This is a genomic window from Chitinophaga sp. 22308 (assembly GCF_052045305.1).
GTDB lineage: Bacteria > Bacteroidota > Bacteroidia > Chitinophagales > Chitinophagaceae > Chitinophaga > Chitinophaga varians_A.
The window spans coordinates 381,226-397,773 of record NZ_JBQEOP010000005.1 but is presented as its reverse complement, the minus strand read 5'-3'; the positions used below and the strand labels follow the sequence as shown (position 1 = coordinate 397,773).

15 protein-coding genes and 1 tRNA gene are annotated in these 16,548 nt (G+C 49.3%); 9 read left to right on the top strand and 7 right to left on the bottom strand.

Features of this window, described 5'->3' with window-relative positions; all coding sequences use genetic code 11:
• Positions 1–31: 31 nt before the first annotated feature.
• Positions 32–1,723 (top strand): hypothetical protein, encoded by a 1,692-nt coding sequence (locus ACTJJS_RS21840; protein ID WP_440665249.1) that lies wholly within the window; start codon positions 32–34, stop codon positions 1,721–1,723.
• A gap of 62 nt (positions 1,724–1,785) precedes the next feature.
• Positions 1,786–1,856, top strand: a tRNA-Gln gene (locus ACTJJS_RS21835).
• A 49-nt stretch (positions 1,857–1,905) separates the two neighbouring features.
• Here the strand turns inward: ACTJJS_RS21835 and ACTJJS_RS21830 are convergent.
• From ACTJJS_RS21830 to ACTJJS_RS21820, 3 genes are all read right to left on the bottom strand, one after another.
• Positions 1,906–3,015: a serine hydrolase domain-containing protein gene (locus ACTJJS_RS21830; protein WP_440665248.1), complete on the bottom strand. Its 1,110-nt coding sequence runs from the start codon at positions 3,013–3,015 to the stop codon at positions 1,906–1,908.
• A 221-nt stretch (positions 3,016–3,236) separates the two neighbouring features.
• Complete coding sequence (locus ACTJJS_RS21825; RefSeq protein ID WP_440665247.1) at positions 3,237–3,836, bottom strand: hypothetical protein; 600 nt, start codon at positions 3,834–3,836, stop codon at positions 3,237–3,239.
• Positions 3,812–4,006, bottom strand: coding sequence for a hypothetical protein (locus ACTJJS_RS21820; RefSeq protein ID WP_168871875.1), 195 nt, complete (start codon positions 4,004–4,006; stop codon positions 3,812–3,814). The genes ACTJJS_RS21825 and ACTJJS_RS21820 overlap by 25 nt, the downstream gene beginning before the upstream one ends.
• 315 nt (positions 4,007–4,321) lie before the next feature.
• Here ACTJJS_RS21820 and ACTJJS_RS21815 point away from each other — a divergent pair, with 315 nt between their 5' ends.
• Entirely contained in the window at positions 4,322–5,278 is a 957-nt protein-coding gene (locus ACTJJS_RS21815; RefSeq protein WP_440665246.1) for a Fic family protein, read from the top strand.
• Positions 5,279–5,331: 53 nt separating this feature from the next.
• Here the strand turns inward: ACTJJS_RS21815 and ACTJJS_RS21810 are convergent, their stop codons facing one another.
• Together ACTJJS_RS21810 and ACTJJS_RS21805 are read right to left on the bottom strand one after the other, a co-directional pair.
• A complete protein-coding gene (locus tag ACTJJS_RS21810) occupies positions 5,332–5,697 on the bottom strand; it encodes a DUF779 domain-containing protein (RefSeq protein WP_168871877.1) in 366 nt (121 codons plus the stop codon).
• Positions 5,698–5,730: 33 nt separating this feature from the next.
• Positions 5,731–7,266 (bottom strand): aldehyde dehydrogenase family protein, encoded by a 1,536-nt coding sequence (locus tag ACTJJS_RS21805; RefSeq protein WP_440665245.1) that lies wholly within the window; start codon positions 7,264–7,266, stop codon positions 5,731–5,733.
• 141 nt (positions 7,267–7,407) lie between these two features.
• On the opposite strand from ACTJJS_RS21805, the gene ACTJJS_RS21800 reads away from it, so the two are divergent.
• Positions 7,408–8,343 (top strand): AraC family transcriptional regulator, encoded by a 936-nt coding sequence (locus ACTJJS_RS21800; protein ID WP_440665244.1) that lies wholly within the window; start codon positions 7,408–7,410, stop codon positions 8,341–8,343.
• 122 nt (positions 8,344–8,465) lie between these two features.
• Here the strand turns inward: ACTJJS_RS21800 and bla are convergent, their stop codons facing one another.
• A complete protein-coding gene (bla, locus tag ACTJJS_RS21795; protein WP_440665243.1) occupies positions 8,466–9,344 on the bottom strand; it encodes a subclass B3 metallo-beta-lactamase in 879 nt (292 codons plus the stop codon).
• Between the two features lie 48 nt (positions 9,345–9,392).
• Positions 9,393–9,788 (bottom strand): winged helix-turn-helix transcriptional regulator, encoded by a 396-nt coding sequence (locus tag ACTJJS_RS21790; RefSeq protein WP_440665242.1) that lies wholly within the window; start codon positions 9,786–9,788, stop codon positions 9,393–9,395.
• Positions 9,789–9,868: 80 nt separating this feature from the next.
• Between ACTJJS_RS21790 and ACTJJS_RS21785 the strand changes: the two genes are divergently transcribed.
• From ACTJJS_RS21785 to ACTJJS_RS21765, 5 genes are all read left to right on the top strand, one after another.
• Entirely contained in the window at positions 9,869–10,753 is an 885-nt protein-coding gene (locus ACTJJS_RS21785; RefSeq protein ID WP_440665241.1) for an NmrA family NAD(P)-binding protein, read from the top strand.
• Positions 10,754–10,791: 38 nt separating this feature from the next.
• Positions 10,792–11,172: a PH domain-containing protein gene (locus ACTJJS_RS21780; protein ID WP_440665240.1), complete on the top strand. Its 381-nt coding sequence runs from the start codon at positions 10,792–10,794 to the stop codon at positions 11,170–11,172.
• Positions 11,173–11,352: 180 nt separating this feature from the next.
• Positions 11,353–11,907: an RNA polymerase sigma factor gene (locus ACTJJS_RS21775; RefSeq protein WP_168871884.1), complete on the top strand. Its 555-nt coding sequence runs from the start codon at positions 11,353–11,355 to the stop codon at positions 11,905–11,907.
• Between the two features lie 66 nt (positions 11,908–11,973).
• Entirely contained in the window at positions 11,974–13,068 is a 1,095-nt protein-coding gene (locus ACTJJS_RS21770) for a FecR family protein (protein WP_440665239.1), read from the top strand.
• A 112-nt stretch (positions 13,069–13,180) separates the two neighbouring features.
• Entirely contained in the window at positions 13,181–16,540 is a 3,360-nt protein-coding gene (locus tag ACTJJS_RS21765) for a TonB-dependent receptor (protein ID WP_440665238.1), read from the top strand.
• Positions 16,541–16,548: the final 8 nt, after the last annotated feature.

The following is a 16,548-nucleotide window of genomic DNA, read 5'->3' as shown; positions in this document are numbered from 1 at the left end:
AAGTGGGGCTACCTTCGGCCAATATTTGCTCATGAAACACCTGCTATACTGTGTGGCCCTTATGGGGACCCTGCTGGCCCGGCCAGCCTTTGCCCAGTCGGATTATATCAACCTGGGCAACAAACAATACCAGCTGCTGGACAGGTTGGACGTACTCACCAAAAACGATACCCTGTTAGGCTTTACCACCATGAAGCCGTATGACCGCCGGAAGGTAACTGAGCGGGCATTGTACCTCGATTCGCTGGACAGGGCCGGTATGTTGCCGTTTGCCTTAACATCTACCGACCGTTACAATATTCGTCATCTGTTGATGGATAACTGGGAATGGGCGCCAGCCTACGCTGATTCCTTTGCCGTAAAGCCGGTGCTGAAAAATTTCTACCGCACGCCTGCATCCTTGTATGCCGTCAATACGAGCAATTTCAAACTGTCCATTAACCCTTTGCTGAACCTGCAATACGGCGGCGCCAACGATGGTACTGGCAGTATTTTCGTCAACAGCCGCGGACTGGTGCTGAGAGGGAATATCGCCGGTAAGCTGGGTTTTTATACTGTGCTGACAGATAACCAGGAGCGTGACCCCGCTTATGTGCGTGATTTTGTGACCCGTTTTGATGCCGTGCCAGGCGCGGGTTTCTACAAAAATTACAACCACAACGGCTACGACTACTTCGATGCGCGGGGCGGTATCTCCCTCAACGCCGCCAAATATTTTGATATCCAGTTTGCCTACGATAAACTGTTTATCGGTAACGGCTTCCGCAGTCTTTTCCTCAGCGATTTCAGCAATAATTTCCTGTACCTGCGTATCAGCACCCGTATCTGGAAGTTTGACTATGAGAATATTTTTGCGCAGACCATTGCGCCATTCCCTCCTTACGGCTCAGACGGGCGCCAGATGCGGCCCCGCAACTATATGATGATGCATCACCTGAGCCTGCAGGTGACCAAATGGCTAAACCTCGGTTTCTATGAAAACGTGATGGAAGACGGGAAAAATGGTCTACAGCTGAGTTACCTCAATCCGGTTATTTTTTACCGGTCGGTGGAACAACAGCTGGGTGCCGCAGGCAAAGCCAATGTGGGCTTTGATTTTAAAGCTAATATCGCGAGGTCGGTGCAGTTGTATGGCCAGCTGTTGATCAATGAATTTGTCACGAAAGAGGTGTTGCATTACAGTCGCGGTTCGTTTGTCAACAAACAAGGCGTGCAGCTGGGCGCCAAATATATCAATGCCCTGGGTGTCCGTAACCTTGATCTGCAGGCGGAAGTCAACTATATACGGCCATTTACCTACACTAATTACGACAGTACCACTAACCTGGTGCATTACAATCAGCCGCTGGCGCATCCGTTGGGCGCCAACCTGAAGGAGTTTATCGGTGTTGCCCGTTATCAGCCGTGGCCGCGACTGTACCTTACCGGTAAACTGATGTACCACGTACAGGGGCTGGATTCTGCCGGGATAAACTTCGGCAGTGATGTGTTTCGCAGTTACAACACGCGGCCACGGGACTACGGGTTCCATATCGGCAGCGGTATCCCGGTGAACAGCACTATGGCCGCGCTGAGTGCATCGTGGGAGATTTTTGAGAATATGTTCATTGACCTGAATGCCACTTATCGTACCTATAACGTGCAGGACCAGCCTAAGTCGAACACTTTCTTTTATACCGTAGGATTCAGGGTGAATATGCAGTCGCGGGAGTTTAATTTCTAGATTTTCAAAAAAAATTTGACAATTAGTGGAAATGTTATACCTTCGCGTTCCTGAATTGACAATGCCCGATAGTATAACGGTAGTACAAGCGACTCTGACTCGCTTTGTCTTGGTTCGAATCCAGGTCGGGCAACAGATACAAAAACCGCTCTCAGAGCGGTTTTTGCGTTTATATCACTTCCTTATTTCTTCACCGCGCCCAACACATCTCTCACCAGCACCTGATTCGCCTGATCTGTTACGTCATTGTAGTAACCGGCTGTCATCACAATTTCCAGGTCCAATGAAGGTATCATGGCGATGGTCTGGCCACCGTTGCCTTCTGCCTGGACCATGTCCACCGGTTGACCTGCCACCTGTGGTTTGGAGCACCAGAACTGGAAGCCGTAGCCAACGTTCTTTTCATCGGAATCAACGATCCATTTGGTGGATTGGGTGATCCATGCTGCGGGGATGAGCTGTTGTCCTTTCCATTGTCCCTGCTGCATATAGAGACGGCCTATGCGTACCATGTCCAGCGGGCGCATACGCAACCCTGAAGGCATCCAGTATATACCGTCGGCACGTGCGCTCCAGAGGAAGTTTGTGATGCCCAGTGGCTGAAAAAGATATCGGCTGGCGAAATCGCGTATGCTCATGCCCGTAGTCCGTTCCACGATTTGTCCGAGCAGGTGGGTGTTACCACCGCTGTAGTTGAAAACGGTGCCGGGTTTGGCGGCGCTCTTACATTGCAATACAAAGCCGGTGGGATCTTGTGCTTCCAGCATTTGCCGTTCGGCGTTGGCAGGATCATCGTAAGACACGCGCTCGTTCCACTCCAGCCCCGAGCTCATCGTCAGCAGGTGGCGGATAGTGATATCGGCTTTATCGCCGGTAGCATACTGGCGGTAGGTTGGAAAGTAATCGAAGATCTTATCATCCACGCTTTTGATTTTTCCTTGTGCCAGCGCGATGCCTACACAGGCAGATACGATGCTTTTGGTGACGCTCCGGCAGTCATGCAGGCTGTCACGTGTATGCGGTATTTTCCCTACTGGTGTAGGGAATACAGCATCGTCTCCTGCAAAGTACTGTTCGTAGATGAGTTTGTTTTTTCGCAGGATGATAAGGCTGTGAATGTTGTATTTGCCGTTGTTAATGTCGTTTTCGAGCGAGATGATTTTATTTTTGTCTATGTTGGCTTCGTCGAAAGTGCCTGTTTCCTGGTCTGGTATTTCAGGAGCGGGCAGATCATCGTTATTATGACAGGAGCAAAATAAAACGGCTAAGAGAATGGGAATGATGTTTCTCATGATAGATGGATTTTTCAATGATGATGTGGGAATTCCCTTAAAATATAAGCATGCTGTAATACGACGGGGAGCGGGAAATTTACCCCTACGAGAGACGGGAGATTATTTGAGGGTTTGGGAGGACAAGGAAAGATGGGGTTGGCAGAGATGGCTTGGAGGTAATGAAAGCTATTAACTTTGAGTTTTTCTTTGTACCACCAAGGTCATATGATAAGTATATTTCAAGGCCAGTGGACTTTTTGCCGTGGAAGGAAAAAGCCTCTGATGCAATTAGGATTTCTGATGCAGATCTGAATATGATTTTTTTCACGGAAGCCTGCATTGGGATATAATTCTTTCCCTTCCCAGAATACTCCCCGAACAGAATCAAATGGCGGAATATTTTGATGCCGTTGAAATTGGTGTACCATTTCTATTACTGCACAATCCACGCGCAGTAATAAGTCCTGATTCCCCAATGCTGGCTTATTTGCTGGCATATTTTTTCCAATGGCACTACAGGACTCGCGTAGTATACTATAGGCTGTTTTTAATAACGCTAAGTTTTGATAATCGAGTAAATCCAAACATAATCCGAGGTCAATAACAGCACCGATTACAGCTGGCCGCGTGATTGACTTTTTTCTCCTGTTTTGGCCCAGGAATTTTGCAAACTCAAATGCTCTGGAAGGGCTACTATCCCAGAAATAGATGCCATGACCTATCCAATCATATTTATTATGGCTACTTCTGAGCTCGACTTGCCCCGATATTACTTTGTGAGCGAGACTTTCATCACATCCATGAAAAGCGGTTATTAAGCCTGGTCTAGAAGAATACATAAGCCTTTATATGGTGCCCTGAAATTTCCTTTTTCTGTGATAATACCTGCTGCAACCAAAAAGGCTTTAGCTGCTTTAGGGTCTTTGGCCAGTTCTGCCGAGTATTTTTTCATGGCTCTGGAGAGCTCCTTTATTTCTTTTGATTCGTAGGATGATCGTGAGTTTTTCATATAATGGTTTGTTGTTGATACAAATGTACTACACCATCTTTCTGCACTTTGTAAATCAAATGTTAATGAAAAATAATGTGTTATGATGATAAAATATTTATCATTTAATTTTGCTTCTTATTTCGGTCCTTCTTCGTTTTGCAGGATTTTTTGCTGTAGAAAATTTTTTTTGGGTCAAGCCAGATTATAAATAGAGGGGAAAAACGCTCACGGCCCATGAGGGCAATGATAATCAGCCTGCTCTTTTTGCACCAAAATGTATTACATTTGATAGTATCATTTGATACTATCAAATGATACTATCAAATTGAGAAAATGAAACCGCCATACGATATTACCGATAACATTTTGAAGCTGATTGTCTCAATTTCAGAGAAGATAGGAGCCATTAACGCTACCCACCTGCAGCGGGTGCCGGCCACACTACGCAAGGCAAATAGGATAAAGACCATACAGTCTTCTCTCGAAATCGAGGGTAATACGCTTTCGGAAGAACAGGTAACCGCTATTTTGAATAATAAACGGGTGTTGGCCCCCCAAAAGGACATACTCGAGGTCATGAATGCCATTAAACTGTATGATAGTTTACCCGGATTTAAATCCGTCAGCCAGGCGTCGTTTTTAAAAGCGCACCGGATTTTGATGTCCGGATTAGTCGCATCTCCGGGGACATTAAGGAATCGGGCCGTTGGTATCGTGAAAGGAGCCAAAGTAACGCATGTAGCCCCCCCGGGACCTATGGTCAAGTCATTGGTGAATGATTTGTTTACCTATCTGAAAAATACCGACGAATTAGCGTTGATCAAAAGTTGTGTTTTCCATTATGAAATAGAATTCATTCACCCGTTTATGGATGGTAATGGCAGAATGGGACGTTTTTGGCAGACTGTTATTTTAATGGAGCAATATCCGGTATTTGAATTTCTGCCTATAGAGCATATCGTAAAAAACCGGCAAACCGAATATTATAAAGCACTTGGTATCGCTGATAAAACCGGAAAATCTACTGTGTTCATTGAGTTTATGTTGTCAGTTATTGAAGAAGCGCTTGATGAACTAGCTGAAGTCAGACCTGTGAAATTGACTGTAAATGACCGGATAGCAGGTTTTCAAAAAGCCATTGGCAGCGCAACTTTTACGAGGAAAGATTACATGAAGCACTACACTGAACTATCAGCGGCTACGGCCAGTAGGGATTTGAAAGCAGCAGTTGATGAGAACGTTTTGAAAATGTATGGGGAAAAAAATACGACGGTTTACCAATTTGTTTAGATACGCAGACAAAAAATAAAAAGCAGGCCGTCAAACGGCCCGCCTGCGATATACTATATTACGGGCTCAAGATCATTCAGTTCATCTGTTGTAAAAATTTCCGACCTGATATAAAATCGCACACCCAGTGGTATTTCCAGCGAGAAGCTGCTACCTCTTCCGGGTGTGACGTCCAAAATCAACCGGGTATGTTTCCAGTATTCAAACTGGTCGCGATGCATATAAAACCGGCAGCCCTCCACTTCTCCAAGGCATACGTCACTGCTGCCGGTAATAAATTCGCCTGCTTTGAAACACATGGGCTGGCTCCCGTCGCAACAGCCGCCGCTTTGATGGAACATCAACGGACCATGGCTACGCTGTAGCTCATGGACCAGCGCGACGGCCTTTTCGGTAGCGATAACACGGGCGACACTCATATTTGTATTACTTAGGTGGATGTCATGTCACTATCAGAAGAATCCCAGTTTGTTTTTGCTGTAAGAGATCAGCATGTTTTTCGTTTGCCGGTAATGGGAGAGCATCATCTTATGGTTTTCCCTGCCGAACCCAGATTTTTTATATCCGCCGAACGGTGCATGTGCAGGATAGGCATGGTAGCAGTTGACCCACACGCGGCCAGCCTGGATGGCACGGGGCACCTGGTACAGTTCATGGGCATCGCGGGTCCATACGCCGGCGCCGAGGCCATACAGCGTATCGTTGGCAATGGCGATGGCTTCTTCGGTGGTACGGAAGGTAGTCACGCAGCTGACAGGCCCGAAGATCTCCTCCTGGAAAACACGCATCTTATTATGGCCTTTGAAGAGCGTGGGCTGGATATAATAACCGTGTTCCAAACCGCTGTTCTGATGAAAGGCCTCGCCGCCACAGAGTACCTGCGCCCCTTCCTGTTTACCGATTTCGAGGTAACTGAGGATTTTATTGTATTGGTCTTCCGATGCCTGTGCGCCCATCATCACGGTGCCATCCAGGGGATTGCCCATTTTAACGGCCTTGGTGCGACTGATGACTTTGTCCATGAACTTATCATAGATGTTTTCGTGTACCAGGATACGGCTTGGGCAGGTACATACTTCGCCCTGGTTGAGCGCAAACATTACGGCGCCTTCCACGGCTTTGTCAAAAAATTCATCGTCTGCGTCGGCTACGGATTCGAAGAATATATTCGGGCTTTTGCCGCCCAGTTCCATGGTGACCGGTATCAGGTTTTCGGAGGCATATTGCATGATCAGCCGGCCGGTGGTGGTTTCGCCGGTGAAGGCTACTTTCTGCACGCGTGGCGATGATGCCAGTGGTTTGCCTGCTTCGGGGCCGAAGCCGGTAACGATATTGAGCACACCGGGAGGCAGCAGGTCGCCGATCAGTTCCATCAGGCACATGATGCTGGTAGGGGTCTGTTCTGCGGGCTTTACCACTACACAGCAGCCGGCAGCCAGCGCGGGGGCTATCTTCCAGGCGGCCATCAGCAGGGGGAAGTTCCAGGGAATGATCTGGCCTACTACGCCGATAGGCTCGTGTATATTGATACAGACGGTGGTTTCATCATGTTCGCTGATACTGCCTTCTTCACTGCGGATCACGCCGGCGAAGTAACGGAAGTGGTCCACTACCAGCGGCAGGTCGGCGGCACGTGTTTCCCGGATCGCTTTACCATTATCAACCGTCTCTATGGCGGCCAGGTATTCCAGGTTATCTTCTATCACCTGCGCTATCCGTATCATCAGATTGCTGCGGTAAGTGGGCGCTGTCTTGCCCCAGCTGGCAAAAGCCTGGTGGGCGGCGTCTATGGCTTTCTCTATGTCCTGGGCATTGCCGCGGGCGGCCTGTGTAAATGCTTTACCGTCAATGGGTGATATATTGTCAAAATATTCCCCGCTGGCTGGTTTTACCCATTGCCCGTTTATATAATGATCGTATCTGGCTTTAAATTCGGGTCTTTTAGCCACATCGGAAGCCGGTGCGGCGGTAGTGGTGGTATCTTTCATAACGGAACGATTTACGTGAAACAATAAGCTAATATGCTAAACCTGCCGGGGTTGACCGGAAACTTTCGTACTTATCTATAGCACAATCGTACCTGTCTTTTACGGCCCACAGAATATTTTCAGTAAATTGTAGATAGTAATATGATGGTAATGCCGGCGAAAAAGTATTTAAACCATATTGATTTTACCCATCCGAAATTCCTGCAGCAACAGGTGGAGAACCGGCGTATCTATAACCTGAAAAACTGTGAACTGAATATCTTCGAGAGTTATCAACAGGCGTACCAGGTACCCTTATCTTTTGGCGATTTCGTTATTACCAGTATGGTGCAGGGCAAAAAGATCATGCACCTGGGAGAGCAGCCGGCGTTTGAATACGTACCCGGCGAATCTGTGATTGTACCGGCCAATGAAACCATGATCATCGATTTTCCGGAAGCTACACCTGACAACCCCACGCAGTGTATAGCCCTTACCGTGGACAACGCCTATATCCGCAATACGCTTCAATACCTGAATGAACATTATAACAGCGATCATGCAGAGAAAAGCGAATGGCGACTGCACTTCAGCAAATATCATTTTGATAACGATGCTGATGTAGCTGATACCATCAATAAACTGGTGCGCATCTGCCACGGCTCAGATTTGGGAAAGGATATCTATGCGGACCTGAGCATGAAGGAGCTGCTGGTCAGGATTCTGCAAAGTCAGCACCTGCAAAAGGTTTCAGATGAATATGCGGTCAGTAGCAACAACAGCCGCCTGCATTTCGTATTACATTATATACAGGAACATCTCACAGAAAAAATAGCGGTCGACACCCTTTGTAAAAAAGCATATTTGAGCCGCAACATCTTCTTCAAATGGTTTAAAGAACAGTTTGGTATCACCCCACTTGAATACATTAACAAAGAGAGAATCAAACTGGCCAAACAACTGTTGGCCAACAACAGCCATTCAGTAAGCCAGGTAAGCATACAATGTGGCTTCAATGATACCAACTATTTCGTACGCCTTTTCAAAAACGCGGAAGGCATTACTCCCGGCGCTTATCAGCTCATCTGCCGCAAATAAAAGACAATCCCCGGTCGAACTGTCGCCTGAAAAAATTTAAAGCAAATGGCCTGAGTCCAATTAACTATCGAACCCAGGCCATCATCTTAAAAGCCGTCCAATCTTTTTGGGCCACTAATTTCCTATTCCGCTGACAGTTTCTTTTGATAGGCAGCTTTGAGGTCCGCCAGTTGTTTGTCGTAATCTTCCCTGCCGGCAAAAGCGGCGGGGTTATACGGATCTCCGTCTTTATGTTTTTTATGCAGGTCGAACTGACTGGCATGTGCCGCCAGCCAGAGATCGAACCGGACCTTGGGCATAGTGTCCAGCGTATAGCCGTAGTCTTTGGCCATGCCCGGATAACCTTTTACCGCCGAGAATTTCCCGTCGATGATGATGGTAGGCATATTGGCCAATAGCACCTTGTAGGTGCGGTTGTCGTCTTTTACATCGAAGATGAAGCTACAGGAACCAATGGTATGGCCAGGATGATGCAGCATGACCAGCTTCATGTCTCCGAGGCTGACCGTATCTTTATCATATAACACACGGCCCACTTTTACCGGCCTGTAGGTGGCGCCATATTTCCCCAGTTCATAGTCTGTTTTTCCACCGGATTTCGACACGCTAACGTCGCCGGCATCGACCATAAATTTGGCGCCGGTTTTTTCCTGTATGGCTGCCATGGCGCCCATATGGTCGTAGTGGGCCTGCATGGTCAGCAATATTTTAATGTCTTTGAAATGAAAGCCCAAGGCTTCGATATTATCCCGGATGCTTTTCTCCGAGGCAGCCAGGCCGGTATTGATCAGGATATTCCCGGCAGAGGTGGTGATGAGGTAACTGGCCAGGTCATAGGTGCCTACGTAATAGAGGTTGCCTGCTATTCTGAATGGTCGTTGCGGCTGGTTCCACTCGGGGTTTATCCGTGTAGGTTCCTGCACTTTCTGGGCATGGGCCATGCCGGCAGTACAAAGTCCTGTTATCAATAAAAACAGGCTCCGGACAATCTTGTGTTGCATAGATGGATTGGGTTGTGGGAGTTGAATGCCAAAGTTAGGCGTTCATCTTCAGACCGGAAAGTCCTTCATGTTTTTTCTGAAAGTTTTTCCGGACTCTTTACTGTCATTGGCCGCCCAGTTGGCCATTGCCCAGAGCACGTCCCGCATACCCTTTCCTGATTTGGTGAGGCTGTAGGTCACATGCGGCGGGATGACCGGCTCCGCTTTCCGGTTGATCAACTCATCGGCTTCCAGTTGTTTTAATTGCTGTATCAACACCTTCTCCGTGATGCCAGGCACCGCCCTTTTCAGCTCACCGTAACGTTTAGGCCCGGACAATAAATGAAACAGAATAATGGGTTTCCAATAACCACCAATCTTCTCCATCACATAGGTGACGGGGCATTGCTGGTATGCCAGCTGCTTGTTGGCCTGAATAGTAGAGCTTTCTTTAATTGCTGTCATGGTACATACTTTAGGGTAAGTACTAGTTAAAAAGTATGTACAAATATACCTTTGTTGCATCAAACAAAAAAACAACTACTATGAAAATTACAATCACAGGATCATTAGGAAATGTAAGCAAACAATTAGCTGCTAATCTGATCAACAAAGGACATCAGGTTACCATTATCAGTCAGGATGCCAATAAAGCTGCGCAGATAGCGGCAATGGGCGCTGTAGCAGCCATAGGCTCTGTAAAAGACACCGCATTTTTAACGACTGCCTTCAAAGGGGCAGATGCCGTATATACCATGATTCCACCACTGGCCGCATCTGAAGATTATTATGGAGATGTGGCTGTTATTGCGGCCAACTATCGCCAGGCTTTGGCTGATGCGGGCATAAAACACGTCGTGAACCTGAGTGGCATCGGGGCACATGTGCCCGCGGGCAACGGCTTGTCCAGCGCTTTCCACCAGGTGGAGCAAATTCTCAACCAGCTGCCGGACACGCATATCGTTCACCTGCGCGCCGGTATGTTTTACACCAATTTTTATGGTCACCTGGAGATGATCTTACAACAACAGATCATCGGGAATAATTTTCCGGGAGATATCCGGTTAGGCCTGGTACACCCTCATGATATTGCGGATGCAGCCACCGCACTGCTTTCAGACCTGACATTTACCGGTAAGTCGTTCCGCAACATGACCAGCGATGAGAAAACAGGAAACGAGATAGCGGCCATCTTCGGGCAGCTGACATCCCAACCGGTACAATGGGTGCCGTTCCCGGATGAAGCTTTGCAGCAGGGCGCCATGCAGAATGGTTTCTCCGCGCATATGGCATCGCTGCTTGCCCAGGTGGGCGTCAGCATCAGGGAAGGCCGGCTGTATGCCGATTATGAGAAAAACAAAGTGGTAGCCGGTCAACGGAAGTTTGAGGATTTTGCCGGACAGATGTTGAAAGCAGTAGTGCAGGGATGATGTCGTTTATTTTTATATCTTCCCTGAAAATATTACCTATGGGATTTTTTTCAGCGCTGCTGGGCAATGCAGGCACCGTTAGTCAACAGGAACTAGTGAAAGACTACGGTAAATTACTGACAGACACTGAAGTGATCGAACTGGGCTTTAAACTGTTCAGGGACACTTTTATATTCACGAACAAACGGTTGATACTGGTGGATAAACAAGGTATTACCGGCAGTAAAACGGAATACAAAAGTGTATCGTACAAAAGCATCAGCCGCTTCAGCGTGGAAACAGCCGGTACCTTTGACCTGGACGCGGAGCTGAAAATCTGGGTGAGCAGTGAGGCACAGCCCAGTATTGTGAAAACATTCAATAAATCCGTGAATGTGTATGAAGTGCAGAAAGTGCTGGCACATCATGTATTAGGATAATGACCGTTCATCTGTTTCTATAAAAAACCGGCTCTGTACAGGAGCCGGTTTTTTTTGTTCAATAATCTACTGGATAATTTGACGGGTCTGTTTATCCTGACTGATCTGCTGCGGCTGGCAAATCCGGATAAAAAAATATAATTTGGCCGCCTGCCGGCATTATATTCTTAAAACCAGCCCATGTCAACCGAAGAAGATCATCATAGCCTACAATGGGAGCGACTGCGGAGCGGCGACAAACAGGCCCTGTTTGCGCTGTACAACAGCACCTATTCCCATTTGCTGCGCTTCGGGCTGAAGCTGTGTGGCAATGATGAGCTGGTAAAAGACTGTATCACACAGCTGTTTTTACAGCTCTGGAGCAAACAGGCGCAGCTGAAACCTGTTACTAACGTGCCCGCCTATCTGTTTACCGCCCTGAAACGGCAACTGCTGGACCAGCTGGCCTATCAGGCACGCATGCACGACGCCATCAGCCGTATGACCGGCAAAGAAGCCGAAAATGAATTGTCCTATGAAGAGATCATCATCCGGGTGCAGCAGGACGATGAAATAAAACGACGCCTGTACGAAGCCATGAAAGCTCTCACCCCGCGGCAGACAGAGCTGGTGCGCCTTAAATTTTTCGAAGGGCTTAGTTATGAAGAAATCGCCGCACAGACTTCCCAAACCGTGAAAACGGCCTACAACACTATCTACGACGCTATTAAAACCCTCCGGAAAAAACTTTCCTGAAAAAAAATGCTTTTTGTCTAGGAAAAACAGCGAATCCTGCCGTCTGTATTAAAAAGGGTCAACTGCATGAACTTCCAGGATTACGAGGCAATAGATTTTGCCTGTGATGAATCTTTCCAGCGTTATTGCCGGGAGGAGCATGAAGCGGACATCGCTTTCTGGGCCGAATGGGCGCGGCAGCATCCCGGTAAAACGGCCGTATTGGAAGAGGCCCGTCAGCTGGTAGCCTTGTTGTCTGCCCGCCAGGGCGGGCGTATGGAGCAGCTGAAGCATCTTCGGGACGGGCTTACGCAATACGAGCGGCTGCAACACGCGCTGGAAGGGAGCTTGCCGGCACTGCCTGAAGAGCCGGCGCCGGTCAACCGTTACCGTTATATACGATATGCCGCCGCTGTGATAGGCGGGGCCGTTATCCTGGCCGCCGGATATTTCTTCAGCCGTCAGCAGCGTGCTGCGCGTGTGTCCTCTGAAGTGGCTGCAGCCACTGTCATTTCCGCCGGTGATGAACCGCGTAAATCGGTGATACTGCCCGACGGTTCCGCGCTGGTATTACGGAAAAACAGCCGGGTGGAGCTGGCAGAAGGATTTAATCGTGTGAACCGCGACCTGACACTGACCGGCGAAGCCTTTTTTGATGTGGTAAAGGACGTGCACCGGCCTTTTATGGTACATACCAGCGCCTTCGATATTAAAGTACTGGGCACCGTGTTTAACGTGAGCGCCTATACGGGCCATCCCCTGATGGAGGCGTCCCTTTTCAGAGGAAGCGTAGAGATCACCTGTGCGCAGGGACCTGCACAGAAAATAGTACTGCAGCCGAATCAGAAACTGACCATAGCAGGCACCGCGACAGGGAAAACAACTGCTGCGCCGGTGCTGAAGGTGGTACCACTGGACGCCGACCCTGTCAACCATAAAGCCCGGGAAATAGCCTGGGTGCGCAACCGGCTGGAGATAGAGAATGAACCGCTGGCAGATATCGCCGGCAAACTGGAGAAATGGTACGGCATCCGCATCGCCTTTGCAGATGATGCCGTAAAACAATACCGCTACTCCGGTACGTTTGAGAGTGAAACTGTACTGAAAGCACTGGACGCCCTGCAGCTGTCCTATCCCTTCAACTTTAAAATGGTAAACGATACGATCATCATCAGCAAATAAAAATATCAACCAGTAACAACCAAAATAAAGAAGGGGAAGTGTTCGCACCACTCCCCCTGAAATAGGCCAGATAATGTCCTGAACGATCATTAACTAAACCAACATCAAAGGTATGGTAAAACTTGTATTCCTGAAATGGAAAGGGAAGGCTGTTCCCGCCGGCAAACTGCTGCTCACTATGAAATTGACAATCTTTCTTTTTTTGACCTGTCTGCAGGTGCAGGCGGTATGCCTGGCCCAGGAAACGATCACCCTGCAGGTGAGGGAAACCAGTATCCGGCAGTTCCTGAAAACACTGGAGCATCAGACCTCTTACCGGTTTGTTTTCCATGATAAAACACTCCCCGAAAACAGCAAAGTGTCTGTTACCGCTAAGGGCGCCTCGCTCGATGCCGTGCTGACACAGGCGCTGGCCGGTACCAACCTGGCCTGGTCCCAGCGGGAAGACGGCCTCGTGGTGCTGTATGCCGCAGATGCCAATAATAAACCCGCTGTGGATATGACAATCCGCGGAAAGGTGCGTGGCATCGATAACCTGCCGCTGCCCGGCGTTACCGTCAGGGCCGTTGGCTCCAATGCCGGCGCGCTCACCGCTGCCGACGGCAGTTACACCCTCACCGCCCCCGATCAGGTCCGTACCCTGCAATTCTCCCTGGTAGGATATACCACCCGCCAGGTAGACATCAACGGCCGCCACGAAATCAATATCACCCTCGAAGAAGATGTAAAGACACTGAACGCGGTAACAGTTACCGGATATACGAACTATGCCCGTGATAAGTCCACCGCTTCCGCCGGTATCGTAGGCAGCGATAAAATCACCCAGGTGCCCATGGCCAGCTTCGAACAGATATTACAGGGCCGTGTGCCCGGTATGGTGATATCCGCAGGCTCCGGTCAACCGGGGACCGCCGCCACAGTGACTGTCCGCGGCGTAGGTACCATCAACGGCAGCTCTTCCGTGCTGTACGTGATGGACGGCATCCCTATTGAAGCCGGACAGTTCCAGGGCATCAATCCCGAAGACATTGCTTCCGTAACTGTACTGAAAGACGCTTCGGCCAAAGCATTGTACGGTTCCCGCGGCTCCAACGGCGTTATCGTGATCACCACCAAAAAAGGGCAGGCAGGCAAACTGTCTTTCTCCTATAAATCACAGTACGGTTTCTCCAATATGACCACGCCGAAGTTCAAAATGATGAACTCCGCAGAGCACCTGCAATTTGAAGAAGAGATAGGACTGGAAACCGGTTCCAATATCGGCCCGGGCTGGGAGTTCTCCCCCAGGAACCCTGACTACGCCACCAAAACCCCGGAAGAAAAAAGACAGGCCGATCATATACTCGACAGTCTGCGTAATACCAATACCGACTGGCGCAAGATATTCCTGCGCACAGGCAAGTTCCAGGAGCATCAACTCAGTGCCAGCGGCGGTAATGACAATATCCGCTTTTATAGCTCGCTCAACTATTTCGATCAACAGGGCATCGCGCTGCGCTCCGGCCTGAAACGCTATAGCCTGAAGAACAATGTGGACTTCAACGCCGGCCGGTTGACCGGTAACGTGAACGTAGGACTGGCCTATTCCGAATCTTCCTTTATTGAGCGGGAAGCATCCAGCAGCGGCTCAAATCCGCTGGCAGCCGTTTATTACGCACTGCCTTACGAATATCCCTACCTGCCAGACGGCACGCTGGTCACCAACTGGAACGACGACGTGTATCCCGTGTATGACCTGCGGGAAGGCAGCAACGCCCTGGAGGCGCTGCTCAACACCAGCAACAAAGACAACCAGCTGAAAAGCATCATTGGTACCTCGCTGAACTTCACCATCGCCAAAGGGCTTGTGGCTAAGACAAGACTGGGACTGGATTTCAGGGAAACCACCACTGAGCGTTATGTGAACCCGGATTCTTATTCCGGTTATAAAGTAGATAACGGTGGAAAAGGCAGCTTTGGAGAAGGCACTACCCGTAACTTCACACTGGTCACTACTTCCGGCCTGACCTATTCCAAAAATATCGCTGATCGCCATGACTTTGAAGTGTCCGGTTATTTTGAATTCACGAAGAACAATTACCGTGCATTCAACTATACCGGCTTTGATCTGGATGGCCGCCTGCCGGCCACGCCTGCTGCCATTACGCCAGGTTCGCCTTTTGCGCCGGTAGTAGGCGGCAGCCGTACCCGCAGCGCACTGGCTTCCTACATCGCTGTGGGCCGTTATACTTTTGATGAAAAATATACACTTAACGCCTCCTTCCGCTATGATGGCGCTTCTACCGTGCCGCCTTCCAACAGGTGGCATGGTTTCTATTCCGTGGGCATCGGTTGGGAAGTGAAGAAAGAGAATTTCCTCAAAGACGTGAGTTTTGTGGACAACCTGCGTTTCCGCGCCAGCTATGGCACTTCCGCTAATCCGTTCTCCACGCTCGGGCCCTTCGCTTATTTCCGCACTTACGGCACCGACCAGTATGCCGGCCGTCCGGCCATTGTGCCATCACAACCTGGTAACCCGGGCTACGACTGGGAATATGCCAAAGAGCTGAATGTCGGCTTTGACCTGGGTATCTGGAACAACCGTATCCGCGTGGTGACAGACGTGTACAATAAAATCACCAACAACCTGTTCATCGAACAGCCGTTGTCCATCACTTCCGGCTTCAGCAGCATGTTCCTCAACTCCGGCGCCATGCGCAACCGCGGCATCGAGATGGACGTGCAGGCAGACATCATCCGCCGGAAAGATTTCACCTGGAACGTGGGCTTTAACTTCGCTTACAATAAAAACGTGATCACCGATCTGGGCGGCGCCAGCGAATTCACACAGGGCGATTCAAAAATTGTGCGGGTGGGCCTGCCTTATGGTTCGCACTACGCGCCTAAATGGGCCGGCGTAGACCCGCAGACCGGCGATCCGCTGTATTATGACCGTTCCGGCAAAACCACCAGCGATTATAACGAAACCGCGTTGAGCGTAGCGGAATTTGGTACTTATATTCCGCCTTTCGCCGGCGGCTTCAACACCGGCATTACCTATAAAGGTATTTACCTGAACGCGTTGTTCACTTTTGCAGATAAGACCATGCGTTATCTCAACGAAGATTATTATACCGAGAACCCGGCCTTCGGCAGCAGCAACCAATCTATACGCATGTTGTACGACCGGTGGAAGAAACCTGGCGACAACGCCATCCTGCCCCGTTTCGGCGCCAGGCGCGGTTACTCTTCCCGCGATATCCAGAACGCCTCTTATCTCCGTTTGCGTAATGTAAGCATCGGGTACAACTTCCCGAAGGCGCTGTTGTCGCAGTTGAAATTTATACAGGGCGTGCAGGTGTTTGCGCAGGCGCAGAACCTCATCACCTGGACCAAATGGAAAAGCTTTGACCCGGAAAACAACAATGGCGAAGGGCGTTTCGACTATCCCGCTGCGCGGACTTACACCTTCGGCCTGAATGTTAACTTTTAAATCCTGCT